Consider the following 13,333-nt stretch of genomic DNA (forward strand, 5'->3'; position numbering starts at 1 on the left):
CGGTACCGCAACTCTAGAAAATTCCGGGCCCTCAAACGATCGTGCTGGCACGCAACTTGCTCTGCGTGCCAGCACGAATGCCGGGGCCTCGGGCAGCCGCACCGTCCCGTCCGGGTCAGCGCTTGCGGCGGCCGCCCCGCGGGTTGTCGCCCTCGTCGTCGCGCGGGCCGAGCAGCTCGTCGGCCAACGTCGGCAGGTCGTCGAGCGGGGTCTTCTCCGCCCAGTCCGAGCGGCGGCGCGGGCGCTCCCGGCCCGTCTCCGGGTCGATCTGGGGCAGTTCGCGCGTGCGCTCGTTGCCACCCTCGGCCGGGTTCTCCGCCGTGCGCTCGTCCCGGAACAGGCCCGGCGGCACCCGGTCGGCGGGGGCGTTGCCGCGCACCGGCGGCAGTACCGCCGTCTCGTCGGCGGCCCGAGCGTCGCGACCCGCGTCACGACCCGTGTCGCGGCCCGCGTGCGGCACCGACGGCAGAACAGTCGTCTCCTCGGCGTCGGAGGCGTGACCGGACCTGCCCGCACCCGTCGCGTCCACCGAGCGGTCCGTGCGATCCGCACGAGCCGTGCGATCCGAACGATCAGCGTCCGGCTCGGGCACCGGAACAGGCTGGGTGATCTCGTTGGGCTCGGCCACCGGGACCTGCTGAGTCACCTCGTTGGGGCTGATCACCGGCGTCTCGACGGTGACCTCCGACTCCGAGGCCTCCGCCGCACCGGCAGCCCGGCCGGACGGCTCCGAGCGACCAGGACCGGCGCCTTCGGCAGCGCCCCCGGAGCCCACGGCCCCCGACGCGTTCCCCGCCGCAGCCGACCGTCGCTGCTTCGCAGCGGCCTCCTCGGCAGCGGCGACGGCGGCGGCTTCCGCCAGGCGGCGGGCCTCCTCGGCGCGCAGCAGCGCCTCCTCGGCCTTGCGCTGCTTCTCCAGGCGGCGGGCCTCGGCCTCGGCTCGCAGCCTGGCCTCCTCCTCCGCCTGCTTGCGCAGCCGTTCCTGCTCGACCGCGCGTGCCTTCTCCTCGGCCTCGCGCCGGACGCGCTCCTCCTCGGCGAGCCGCCTGGCCTCCTCGGCCCGCTGCCGGGCCTCTTCCGCCTGGCGCTCCTCCTCGCGGCGGCGCGCCTCTTCCAGCTCGCGCCGCTTGCGCTCCTCCTCCTCGGCGCGGAGCTTGGCGAGCTGTTCCTGGCGTTCGCGTTCGAGGCGCTCCTCCTCGGCCTTGCGCGCGGCTTCTTCCTCGGCGCGCCTGCGGGCCTCTTCCTCGGCCTTCCGGCGCGCCTCCTCCTGAGCCCGCACTTCGGCCTCGGACAGCGGCAGCATGCGGTCGAGCCGGTGGCGTACGACGGTGGTGACGGCCTCCGGTTCCTGGGCGGCGTCGACCACCAGGTAGCGGGAGGGGTCAGCGGCGGCGAGGGTGAGGAACCCGGACCTCACGCGGCCGTGGAACTCCGGCGGTTCGGACTCCAGCCGGTCCGGTGCCTCGGTGAAGCGCTCGCGGGCCGTTTCGGGCGCAACATCGAGCAGAACGGTCAGATTCGGTACGAGTCCGCCAGTTGCCCACCGGTTGATTCGGGCAATTTCGGTCGGAGACAGATCACGACCGGCTCCCTGGTAGGCCACGGACGAGTCGATGTAGCGGTCGGAGATGACGATCGCGCCGCGCTCCAGGGCCGGCTTGACCAGCGAGTCGACGTGCTCCGCACGGTCGGCCGCGTACAGCAGAGCCTCGGCGCGGTTGGACAGGCCCGCCGACGACACGTCGAGCAGGATCGACCGAAGGCGCTTGCCCACCGGCGTGGCGCCGGGCTCGCGCGTGATCACGACCTCGTGGCCCTTGGCCCTGATCCACTCCGCGAGCGCCTCGGCCTGGGTGGACTTGCCGGCCCCGTCGCCGCCCTCCAGGGCGATGAAGAAGCCGGTCGCCGCCGGTGCCTGCACGGGGTCGGCGCCGCGGACCGCGTCGGCCAGATCGCGCCGCAGCGGCACACCCTGGCGGTCGTCGGCCTTGGCGAGGACCACGGCGGCCAGGGGCAGCAGCAGCGCGCCGACCAGCATCAGCGTGAATCCGGCGCCGCCGTGGGCGAAGACGAACGAGCCCGACTCGACCCGGTGGCTGCCGATGGCCGCGGCGAGCAGCGGCGCGACGATGGCGCCGAGCCCGATCGAGACCCTCACGACCGCCTGGAGGTGCTCGGCGGTACGGGACCTGCGGTACTCCTCGGTCTCCTGGTCGATCAGTACGTGCCCGGTGTTGGCCGCGACTCCTGCGGCGACGCCCGCGACCAGCGCGATGAACAGCACCGTCGCGAGGTCCGGCACGAGGCCCATGGCGAGCAGGGCGATGCCGGCGACGGTGATCGCCAGGGCGAGCAGCCGGCGCCGGGAGAGCACCGGAAGGATCTTGGCGGCGGTACGGATGCCGAGCGCCGTGCCGCCGGTGAGGGCGAGGACCAGGAGCGCGAACGCGGCCGGGCCGCCGCCCAGGTCCATGGCGTGCAGCACGGCGACCGAGGCGGCCGCGGCGATGGCGGCGGCGACCGATGCGCAGGCGAGCACGAGCAGCGGGACGGCTCCGGTGCGCCCCTTGTCGGGGCCGTTTCCGGTGCTCGGCCTGCGCAGCCCTTCCAGCGGCGACCGGGGGCGCGGCGTCTGGGTGGCGGGCAGTTCGAGCAGCGCGACCACGGAGATGGACGCGGCGAAGAGGCCGGCCGCCAGGTACGAACCGAGCGCGGCCTGGTGCAGCGTGAACCAGTCGATGCCCGCCCCGAGCAGATTGCTGACGAGGGCGGCGACGAGCAGGGCGGCGGCGCCCAGCGGGATCGCGACGAAGGTCGTCCGCAGCGACAGCCTGCGCAGTGCGTCGAGGTGGTCGGGCAGCGGCCGGACGGCGGCGCCCTCCGGCGGCGGTGCGGGCAGCAGCGCGGGGGCGGCGCTCTCCTTGGCGACCGTCCAGAACCGCTCGGCCACGCCCGCCACGAATGCGGTGACAAGAACAAGGAGCAGCGCGTGGCGCGGGGTCCAGTCGATCCACAGGGGCGCGACGATCAACAGCGCGGCGCGTACGCCGTCGGCGCCGACCATCGTCCAACGCCGGTCGAGCGGCCCGCCCGGCGCGGTGAGCGCGGAGACCGGGCCGAGCAGCGCGGCGCCGAAGAGCACCGTCGCGAACACCCGGGCGCCGAGCACCGCGGCAACCGCGAAGGCGGCACCCCGGTATCCGCCGCCGAAGGATTCCTGTTGCAGCGCGGCCTGCAACGCCAACAGCAGTGTGACGAGCACGGCGAGGGTGTCGCCGATCCCGCCGACGAGCTGGGCGCTCCACAATCGTCGCAGTGGGGGGATGCGCAGCAAGGCGCGTACGGCGCGCTCGCGTGAGTCTGCGGCTAGGCCGTCGGTGATGGGGCTCACGACCGTGGGTGTCGCCCCGGCTCCTTCAGAGCTTGGGGGTTGCTCGGCTCCTCGCGTCATCCGCCCAGCCTATCCGGAGCGTGCGGGTCCCTGCGGGGGTGCCCGAACATATGGGCGGACGGAGCGACTCGGGCTCCGGCGGGGCTCGACCTTCGCGGGGCCCGACGCGGAACGCTCCACGCGGAACGCCCGATGCGGAACGCTCGACGCGGAACGCCCGATGCGAGACGCCCGATGCGAGACGGGGGGCCGGGGCGTGTGCCCCGGCCCCCCGCTCGCCGTCGGTGCTGCTCTGCTGCGGATCTACTCCGAAGCCGCCGTCTTCTTGGCGGCCGTCTTCTTCGCCGGGGCCTTCTTGGCCGCCGTCGTCTTGGCCGCCGTGGTCTTGGCAGCCGCCGTCTTCTTGGCGGTGGTGGCCTTCTTGGCCGTCGCCTTCTTCGCGGGGGCCTTCTTGGCCGTCTTCTTGGCCGGTCCCTTGGCGCGCTTCTCGGCGAGCAGTTCGTAGCCGCGTTCCGGCGTGATCTCCTCGACGCTGTCGGCGGTCCTGAGCGTCGCGTTGGTCTCGCCGTCGGTGACGTACGGGCCGAAGCGGCCGTCCTTCACCACGACCGGCTTCTCGCTGACCGGGTCGACGCCGAGCTCCTTGAGCGGCGGCTTGGCCGCGGCGCGGCCCCGCTGCTTGGGCTGGGCGTAGATCGCGAGGGCCTCGTCGAGCGTGATGGAGAAGAGCTGGTCCTCGGTCTCCAGGGAGCGCGAGTCGGTGCCCTTCTTCAGGTACGGCCCGTAGCGGCCGTTCTGCGCGGTGATCTCCACGCCCTCGGCGTCGGCGCCGACCACGCGGGGCAGCGACATCAGCTTGAGGGCGTCGTCGAGGGTGACCGTGTCCAGGGACATCGACTTGAAGAGCGAGGCGGTACGCGGCTTGACCGCGTTCTTGCCGGTCTTCGGCGTGCCCTCGGGCAGGATCTCGGTGACGTACGGGCCGTAACGCCCGTCCTTGGCGACGATCTGATGCCCGCTCACCGGGTCCGCGCCCAGCTCGAAGTCGCCGCTCGGCTTGGCGAGCAGCTCCTCCGCGTACTCGACGGTCAGCTCGTCGGGCGCCAGGTCCTCGGGGACGTCGGCACGCTGGTGGCCCTCGGACTCCTTCTCGCCGCGCTCGACGTACGGGCCGTAGCGGCCGACCCGCAGGACGATGCCGTCGCCGACGGGGAACGAGGAGATCTCGCGGGCGTCGATGGCGCCGAGGTCGGTGACGAGCTCCTTGAGCCCGCCGAGGTGGTCCCCGTCGCCGTTGCCGGCGGAGGAGGCGGCACCGGCCGTCGCCGCGTCGCCCTCGCCGAAGTAGAAACGCTTCAGCCACGGCACCGCCTGGGCCTCGCCCCGCGCGATGCGGTCGAGGTCGTCCTCCATCTTGGCGGTGAAGTCGTAGTCGACGAGCCGGCCGAAGTGCTTCTCCAGGAGGTTGACCACGGCGAAGCTCAGGAACGACGGGACGAGCGCCGTGCCCTTCTTGAACACATAGCCGCGGTCCAGGATCGTGCCGATGATCGAGGCGTACGTCGAAGGACGCCCGATCTCGCGCTCTTCCAGCTCCTTGACCAGGGAGGCCTCGGTGTAGCGGGCCGGCGGCTTGGTCGCGTGGCCGTCCACCGAGATCTCCTCGGACGACAGGGCGTCGCCCTCGGCCACCTGCGGCAGCCGGCGCTCGCGGTCGTCGAGCTCGGCGTTCGGGTCGTCCGCGCCTTCGACGTACGCCTTCATGAACCCGTGGAAGGTAATCGTCTTGCCGGAGGCGGTGAACTCGGCCTGCCGGCCGTCGCTCGCCCGGCCCGCGATCTTCACGGTCACCGAGTTGCCGACCGCGTCCTTCATCTGGGAGGCGACGGTGCGCTTCCAGATCAGCTCGTAGAGCCGGAACTGGTCGCCGGTCAGGCCGGCCTCGGCCGGAGTGCGGAAACGATCACCCGAAGGACGGATCGCCTCGTGCGCCTCCTGCGCGTTCTTGACCTTTCCGGCGTACGTGCGCGGCTTGTCCGGCAGGTAGTCGGCGCCGTACAGCTGCGTCACCTGGGCCCGGGCGGCGGTGATCGCCGTGTCGGACAGCGTCGTGGAGTCCGTACGCATATAGGTGATGAAGCCGTTCTCGTACAGCTTCTGGGCGACCTGCATGGTCGCCTTCGCACCGAAGCCCAGCTTGCGCGAGGCCTCCTGCTGGAGCGTCGTCGTACGGAACGGGGCGTACGGCGAGCGGCGGTAGGGCTTGGACTCCACCGAACGCACGGCGAAGGACGATTCGGCGAGGGCGGCGGCCAGGGCCCGCGCGTTCGCCTCGTCCAGGTGCAGGACGTCGCTCTTCAGTTGTCCGTCGGGGCCGAAGTCGCGGCCCTGGGCGATGCGCCGGCCGTCGACCGTGTTGAGCCGTGCCACCAGCGTGGACGGGTCGGAGGCGTCGCCCGCCCGGCCGGTGGAGAACGTCCCGGTCAGGTCCCAGTACTCAGCAGAACGAAACGCGATGCGCTCGCGTTCCCGCTCCACGACGAGCCGGGTGGCCACCGACTGGACGCGCCCGGCGGACAGCCGCGGCATGACCTTCTTCCACAGGACCGGCGAGACCTCGTAGCCGTAGAGGCGGTCGAGGATGCGGCGGGTCTCCTGGGCGTCGACCATGCGCTGGTTGAGCTCGCGCGGGTTGGCGACGGCGTCCCGGATGGCGTCCTTGGTGATCTCGTGGAAGACCATCCGGTGGACGGGGACCTTGGGCTTCAGGACTTCCTGCAGGTGCCACGCGATGGCTTCGCCCTCGCGGTCCTCATCGGTGGCGAGGAAGAGTTCGTCGGATTCGGCCAGAAGCTCCTTGAGCTTCCTGACCTGGGCCTTCTTGTCGGCGTTGACGACGTAGATCGGCTGGAAGTCGTGTTCGACGTCCACGCCGAGACGGCGTACCTCGCCGGTGTACTTCTCGGGCACCTCGGCGGCGCCGTTCGGCAGGTCGCGGATGTGCCCGACGCTCGCCTCGACGACATAACCGGGGCCGAGATAGCCCTTGATCGTCTTCGCCTTGGCAGGAGACTCGACGATGACGAGTCGGCGGCCGCCCTTTGCGGTCTCGCTGGTCGGGGACAACTTCGCTCTTCTCTCCGGTCGGCACTCGGGTGTCAGTACGTGACGCTGCGGAGTGTGACGGTACAACCCGCCCCCGTGTCAAACAGCAAAAGCCCGCAGCGGCCACTCGAACGGTAACCCGACTTACAGCGATCCTGCCGCCCGGACCGTCCCGAAGCCTTCCGAAAAGCGTTTCATCCCCTTTCGGGCTAGATGTGAGCGAAGCACCACAGCCCGAGCAGCAGGAACACGGCGCCGAAGACGCTCGCGAGCACCGCGGCCGGCACCGGTGGAGCGCCGTACGCGACCGGCGTGCGGCGGCGCACACAGGACGCCGTCCACAGCAGCAGGGCGCCTCCGAACAGCACGAACACCGCCCCCGCGAAGACGGCCGGCCCCGTCTCGGTCCCTCCCATAGCGTTCATGGGCGTGATCCTGACCAGCGCGGCACACCCCCGGGCAGAGCGGGGGCCGCATCCCGGAGAACGGCGGGTGAACGGTCACCCGGTCATGCACATTTCAGCCAGATCCCCCGCGACTCGGGGCGCCTCGGGGGCGCCCCAAGGCGTCGTGCGTCACATCGGCGCCGTGCACCACATCCCATCGAGCGTGGCCGCGTCGCCCCCGTCCCGCTCCGGTACCGCCCTGCTCCGGCCCGGCACGCGCCGGGCCGGGTCCGCCGCGCGTGTCGGCCGCGATACGTCACCCGTCGTACGGGCTTCGTCCGCTCGGCTTCACCGGGTGACCGGCCGAGGCGCCCGGCCGGTCACCCCCGGGCGCGAAGGGCCCTGCCCGGGGCGGGAGTTCGGCCTCGGCTCACTCCCTCACCGGCTCCAGGAAGCCCTGCTCCACCAGGAGACGGATGGCCTCGGGTGTGCGGTCCCGCAGCAGCACCGGGTCTTCGTCGATCAGCTGGGCGATCGCGTCCAGAATCCGCCCGGCGGGCAGCTCGCCGTCGCAGACGCCGGCGAAGCCTGCGCCCACCGTGTCCACCTTGGTGGCCCGGCGCATGCCGCGGTTCTGGCGCAGCACCACGTGCTCCGGGTCCTCGGCGCCCGGCAGGCCCACCTGCTCCTGCACCACCTCGTCGGCCAGTCGGAACCGGTCGGCGAGCAGCGCCGCGTCGTCGTGCCGGCGCAGATAGTCCTGCCGCTCGAAGTGGCCGCGCACCGCGTCGCCGAGCGGCTGCTCGACGGGGTGCGGCCACTCCTCGGCGACGATGGACGGGCGGTCGCTGTCGGTGCGGCGCAGGGTGATCCAGCCGAAGCCGACCGCCGTGGTCCTGCGCGCCTCGAACTCGTCGAGCCACGCCTCGTAGCGCTCCGCGTAACGGGCCGGGTCGCTGTGGTGGTCCCCGGCGTCGCGCAGCCACAACTCGGCGTACTGGGTGATGTCCTGGACCTCGCGCTGGATGATCCAGGCATCGCAGCCGCGCGGCACCCAGGAGCGCAGCCGGTCCTGCCACTCCTCGCCCTCGACGTGCTGCCAGTTGGCCAGGAACTGGGCGTATCCGCCGGGGTTGAGCCGCTCCCCCGCCTGCTGAACGAGCGTGCGGCACAGATCGTCCCCGCCCATGCCGCCGTCCCGGTAGGTGAGCCGGGCGCCGGGCGAGATCACGAACGGCGGGTTGGACACGATGAGGTCGAACGTCTCCTCGCCGACCGGCGCGTACAGCGAGCCCGTGCGCAGCTCGGCCTCCGGCGCGCCCGACAGGGCGAGGGTGAGCCGGGTGAAGTCGAGGGCGCGCGGGTTCAGGTCGGTGGCGGTGACGCGGGTGGCGTGCTGTGCGGCGTGCAGCGCCTGGATGCCGGAGCCGGTGCCGAGGTCGAGGGCGGAGCCCGCGGGCAGCCGGACCGTGATGCCGGCCAGGGTGGTGGAGGCGCCGCCGACGCCGAGCACCATCGCTTCGTCGCGCCCGCTCGCGCCGCCGGCACCGCCGACCGCGCAGCCGAGGTCGGACACGATGAACCAGTCCTGCCCCTCCGGACCGCCGTAGGGGCGCACGTCCACGGTGGCGCGCACCTCGTCGCCCGCGCGCACCACCCAGCCGTCCGCGAGGGCCTCGTCGAGCGGCAGGGCCGCGCGGGCGCTCTCGTACCCGACGGGCCGCTGGAGCAGGAACAGCCGCACCAGCGTGTCGAGCGGTCCCTGCCCCCGGGTGGCGCGCAGGGCGGGGACGGTCTCGCTGCGGGCCAGCGCCGCGTACGCGGGCGCTCCAAGGAGGTCGAGCAGGCCGTCGGCGGTGAAGGCGGCGGCGAGCAGGGCGTCGCGCAGGCGGGCTGCGTGATGGGGCGCGGGAAGACTGGTCGTACTCACTCCGCCATTGTGGCCGGTGCCTCCGACAATCACCCCATCACGGCCGTGGCCCGGCCCCTGATGGGGGCCGGGCCACGTGTGAGACGCGTACGGGCTACGACTTGGGGCTCTCCGAAGCCGAGGGCGAGGCGGAGCCCGACGGCGACGCGGAACCCGAGGGCGAGGCCGACGCCGACGGCGAGGCCGAGTCGTCGGCCGGCGCACCCGCGCCCGAAGCGGGGGCGGACGGCGTCTGCTTCTGGCAGCCGGGCTGCTTCTGCATGGCCTTGCCGATGTCGCCGGCCTCCAGCTTCTTCAGCGAGGCGTCACCGGTCGAGCTGATCTTGCCGAGCTCGGTCGCGATGTCCTCCAGGCCCTTGGCGAACGCCGCCTGGTCGCCGGCGTTGAGCGCGTCGACCTTCTTCTTCAGGTTCGCGTACGACACGGAGGAGGCGTTCAGCTCCTTGACGGCCTCCTGCTGGGTGGCGGCGCCGTCCTTGACCGGCGGGGCGCCTGCCTTGTCGACGGCAGCGCCCAGCGCCTTGTAGGCATCCGAAATCTGCTGGAAGGCGGCCGAGTCGGTCTTCTGCACGTCGGCCGGCTTGCTGTCGTCACGCGTCTGCGCCTGGATCGCGGCGTTGGCGTCGGTGATCTTCTTGAACTGGGGCTGGGCCGTGCTGCAGAAGGTCTTCGCCCAGTCGTCGACCTTCTTGCTGGAGTCGTCGCTGCAGCCCGACAACGTCAGGATCAGTACCGCACCGCCGGACAGTGCGGCTGCAAGCTTCTTGTTCACCGGTTTGGTCCCTTCCAAGGCTCTCGGCCCCGGAACATACACGCCAAGTGGGCGACAATCGCTTGCCGTCCGTGTGATCTGCCCCCTATTGCAGCCATTTGCACCAAGCAGAACGGGCGGACGGTGTGTCAAAGCCCACCGCCCGCCCGCTCTTTGCCGCCTGGACGGTTACGAAACCACCGCCGGGTCCGCGGGCTTCGCGACCCGCTCGTTGTTGCCGTCGTCACCCACGGCCACGCTGCGCCGCTTCGACACGTACACCGCGCCGATGATGACGAGGATGGCGAGCGCCGCCACGATGCCCCGGACGAGCGGGTTCGCGTCGTCGCCGTAGCTGAACTTGACGATGGCCGGCGCGATCAGGAGCGCCACCAGGTTCATCACCTTGAGCAGCGGATTGATCGCCGGACCTGCCGTGTCCTTGAAGGGGTCGCCGACGGTGTCGCCGATGACGGTGGCGGCGTGGGCCTCACTGCCCTTGCCGCCGAAGTGGCCGTCCTCGACCAGCTTCTTGGCGTTGTCCCAGGCGCCGCCCGAGTTGGCGAGGAAGACCGCCATCAGCGTGCCGGTGCCGATCGCGCCCGCGAGGTAGGAGCCGAGCGCGCCGACGCCGAGGGTGAAGCCGACGGCGATGGGCGCGAGCACCGCGAGCAGGCCGGGGGTGGCCAGTTCGCGCAGCGCGTCCTTCGTGCAGATGTCGACGACCCGTCCGTACTCCGGCTGTTCGGTGTAGTCCATGATCCCGGGGTGCTCGCGGAACTGCCGCCGCACCTCGAAGACCACGGCACCGGCCGACCGGGACACGGCGTTGATCGCGAGCCCCGAGAAGAGGAAGACGACCGCCGCTCCCAGCATCAGTCCGACCAGGTTGTTGGGCTGGGAGATGTCCATGCTCAAGGTCAGTTCGTTCGCCTTGGCGTGGACGTCGCCCACGGCCGTGGCGATGGCGTCCTTGAAGGAGCCGTAGAGCGCCGCGGCGGCGAGGACGGCCGTCGCGATGGCGATGCCCTTGGTGATGGCCTTGGTGGTGTTGCCCACGGCGTCCAGGTCGGTGAGCACCTGGGCGCCCGCCCCCTGGACGTCGCCGGACATCTCCGCGATGCCCTGGGCGTTGTCGGAGACCGGGCCGAACGTGTCCATGGCGACGATCACGCCGACCGTGGTGAGCAGACCGGTGCCGGCCAGTGCCACCGCGAACAGCGCGAGCATGACCGAGGTGCCGCCGAGCAGGAAGGCCCCGTACACACCGAGACCGATCAACAAGGCGGTGTAGACGGCCGATTCGAGCCCGATGGAGATGCCCGCGAGTACGACGGTGGCGGGCCCGGTGAGCGAGGACTTGCCGATGTCCCTGACGGGACGACGGGTGGTCTCGGTGAAGTACCCCGTCAGCTGCTGGATCAGGGCCGCGAGAACGATGCCGATGGCGACCGCGACCAGGGCGAGGATGCGCGGGTCGCCGTCGTGCGTCTTGATGACGGCGTCCGTGACCCCGTTCAACTTGGCGTACGAGGACGGCAGATAGACGTAGACCGCGACGGCCACCAGGGCGAGCGAGATCACCGCGGAGATGAAGAAGCCGCGGTTGATGGCCGACATCCCGCTGCGGTCGGCGCGCCGCGGGGCGACCGCGAAGATGCCGATCATCGCGGTGACCACGCCGATCGCCGGGACGATCAGCGGGAAGGCGAGGCCCGAGTCGCCGAACGCCGCCTTTCCGAGGATCAGTGCCGCGACCAGGGTCACGGCGTACGACTCGAACAGGTCGGCTGCCATGCCGGCGCAGTCGCCGACGTTGTCGCCCACGTTGTCCGCGATGGTGGCGGCGTTGCGCGGGTCGTCCTCGGGGATGCCCTGCTCGACCTTGCCGACCAGGTCGGCGCCGACGTCGGCGGCCTTGGTGAAGATGCCGCCGCCGACCCTCATGAACATGGCGATCAGCGCGGCGCCCAGTCCGAAGCCCTCCAGGACCTTGGGCGCGTCGGCCGCGTACACGAGCACGACGACGGAGGCACCGAGCAGGCCGAGGCCCACCGTGAACATGCCGACGACGCCGCCCGTACGGAAAGCGATCTTCATGGCCTTGTGGGAGACCGTGGTGAGATCCCTTTCGGGTTCGCCCTCGGCGGGAGTGGCCTCTCGGGCGGCTGCCGCAACGCGCACATTCGCGCGCACGGCGAGACGCATCCCGATGTATCCCGTCGTCGCCGAGAACACGGCGCCGATCAGGAAGAACACGGAACGCCCTACACGCTGCGACCAGTTGTCGGACGGCAGCAGGAACAGCAGGAAGAACACCACGACGGCGAAGATGCCGAGGGTGCGCAACTGCCGGGTCAGATAGGCATTCGCGCCTTCCTGGACGGCCGCCGCGATCTTCTTCATCGAATCGGTGCCCTCGCCCGCGGCGAGGACCTGGCGTACCAGCAATTGGGCGACGATCAGGGCCGCCAGCGCGACAGCCGCGATGACGATCACGATCGTCCGGTTGCCGTCGGTCAGTACCGCGGCGGCCAGGGATGTGCGGTGGTCGAGTTCCGTTGGGTTGAAGAGCCCCGCCATTCGTCCTCCTTGACGCTCAGAGCTCAAGATGTGGACGGATTGTAGGTAGCGGGACACGATCAAAACAGGGCGCCGCAAATGGAATTGACCTTCATCCGCTCACCAGAGAGAGATCCGGTCACGAAAATGCCCCCGAAAGCGGTAATGGGGCAAAAGCATTGACGCTTGATCAGCGATCTAGGAACGGCCGGGAACGATCCACGGGCGGCGGCCGAAATCTGGCTCAGAAAATGAAAAAGGCCCTGCTCAGCAGGGCCCGTCTCAATATCGAAGAAATGTGGATCAGGGAAGCACCGTGGCCGGTGTGGTCGGCCAGCTCATCCGGATGATGCCCCCGGACTCGCCGGAGGTGACCTCCACATCATCCACAAGACCGCTGATGACAGCGAGGCCCATTTCGTCCTCCGCGCCGTCGTCGCTCTCGTCTTCGGGGCCCGAGGCACGGACGCCCGGCACCGCCGAGGCACCGCCGCCCGATCCCGGCACCTCGTCGCCGACCTCGATGGAGAACAGCTTCTCCTCCTCGGTCAGGACGACATGGACGGGGGCGTCGATGCCGTGCGAACGGTGCAGCCCGACAGCACGGCTGCACGCCTCGCCGACGGCGAGCCTGACCTCGTCGAGCACTGCCTCGTCGACCCCGGCCCGGCGCGCCACGGCGGCCGCCACCAGACGGGCCGTCCTGACGTGTTCGGGCTGGGCACTGAAACGGAGTTCAACGGTGGCCATGGGCGATCCCCCTCGAACGTACGGGCGTACATCTCAGGGGCCCCGGGCCACAGTGCCGCCCGGCGCCCCTGTCCTTCCTCCGGAGCCGTCGAAGGACGGCCCCGTCAGTCGGTCGCGTTGACGGCCTCGTCGACCGAGCCGTGGATCGGGAACACCTTGGTGAGTCCCGTGATCCGGAAGATCTTCAAAATGCGCTCCTGGTTGCAGACCAGGCGCAGCGAGCCCTCGTGCGCGCGCACGCGCTTGAGCCCACCGACGAGCACGCCCAGGCCGGTGGAGTCGAGGAAGTCCACGCCTTCCATGTCGACGACCAGGTGGTAACTGCCGTCGTTCACCAACTCGACCAACTGCTCGCGCAGCTTGGGCGCGGTATACACATCAATCTCGCCACCGACCTCGACGACCGTACGGTCGCCACCAGGCCCGGACACATTGCGAGTCGACAGGGACAGGTCCAC

8 protein-coding genes are annotated in these 13,333 nt (G+C 71.0%); all 8 read right to left on the reverse strand.

Annotation, left to right across the window (positions count from 1 at the left end; genetic code table 11):
* Positions 1-115: 115 nt before the first annotated feature.
* On the reverse strand, positions 116-3,451 hold the full coding sequence (gene tmk, locus IE267_RS16230; RefSeq protein WP_189763692.1) for a dTMP kinase: 3,336 nt from the start codon (positions 3,449-3,451) through the stop codon (positions 116-118).
* Positions 3,452-3,694: 243 nt separating this feature from the next.
* Entirely contained in the window at positions 3,695-6,517 is a 2,823-nt protein-coding gene (topA, locus tag IE267_RS16235) for a type I DNA topoisomerase (protein ID WP_189763693.1), read from the reverse strand.
* 188 nt (positions 6,518-6,705) lie between these two features.
* Complete coding sequence (locus IE267_RS16240; protein WP_189763776.1) at positions 6,706-6,912, reverse strand: hypothetical protein; 207 nt, start codon at positions 6,910-6,912, stop codon at positions 6,706-6,708.
* Positions 6,913-7,312: 400 nt separating this feature from the next.
* A complete protein-coding gene (locus IE267_RS16245) occupies positions 7,313-8,812 on the reverse strand; it encodes a DUF7059 domain-containing protein (RefSeq protein WP_189763694.1) in 1,500 nt (499 codons plus the stop codon).
* Between the two features lie 94 nt (positions 8,813-8,906).
* Positions 8,907-9,584 (reverse strand): small secreted protein, encoded by a 678-nt coding sequence (locus IE267_RS16250; protein WP_167158973.1) that lies wholly within the window; start codon positions 9,582-9,584, stop codon positions 8,907-8,909.
* A gap of 168 nt (positions 9,585-9,752) precedes the next feature.
* Positions 9,753-12,146 carry a sodium-translocating pyrophosphatase gene (locus IE267_RS16255; RefSeq protein WP_189763695.1) on the reverse strand — a complete coding sequence of 798 codons (2,394 nt, stop codon included), beginning with the start codon at positions 12,144-12,146 and terminating at the stop codon, positions 9,753-9,755.
* Between the two features lie 282 nt (positions 12,147-12,428).
* Entirely contained in the window at positions 12,429-12,875 is a 447-nt protein-coding gene (locus IE267_RS16260) for an ATP-binding protein (protein WP_167158971.1), read from the reverse strand.
* 104 nt (positions 12,876-12,979) lie between these two features.
* Positions 12,980-13,333 (reverse strand): STAS domain-containing protein, encoded by a 354-nt coding sequence (locus IE267_RS16265; RefSeq protein ID WP_053728100.1) that lies wholly within the window; start codon positions 13,331-13,333, stop codon positions 12,980-12,982.

The organism is Streptomyces xanthochromogenes, from assembly GCF_014650455.1.
Classification (GTDB): domain Bacteria; phylum Actinomycetota; class Actinomycetes; order Streptomycetales; family Streptomycetaceae; genus Streptomyces; species Streptomyces xanthochromogenes.

What these genes read in the sequence shown, in the direction of transcription:
- IE267_RS16240 (WP_189763776.1), bottom strand. Translation starts at nt 6,912, where the DNA reads ATGGGAGGGACCGAGACGGGGCCGGCCGTCTTCGCGGGGGCGGTGTTC.
- tmk (WP_189763692.1), bottom strand. Translation starts at nt 3,451, where the DNA reads ATGACGCGAGGAGCCGAGCAACCCCCAAGCTCTGAAGGAGCCGGGGCG.
- IE267_RS16260 (WP_167158971.1), bottom strand. Translation starts at nt 12,875, where the DNA reads ATGGCCACCGTTGAACTCCGTTTCAGTGCCCAGCCCGAACACGTCAGG.
- IE267_RS16255 (WP_189763695.1), bottom strand. Translation starts at nt 12,146, where the DNA reads ATGGCGGGGCTCTTCAACCCAACGGAACTCGACCACCGCACATCCCTG.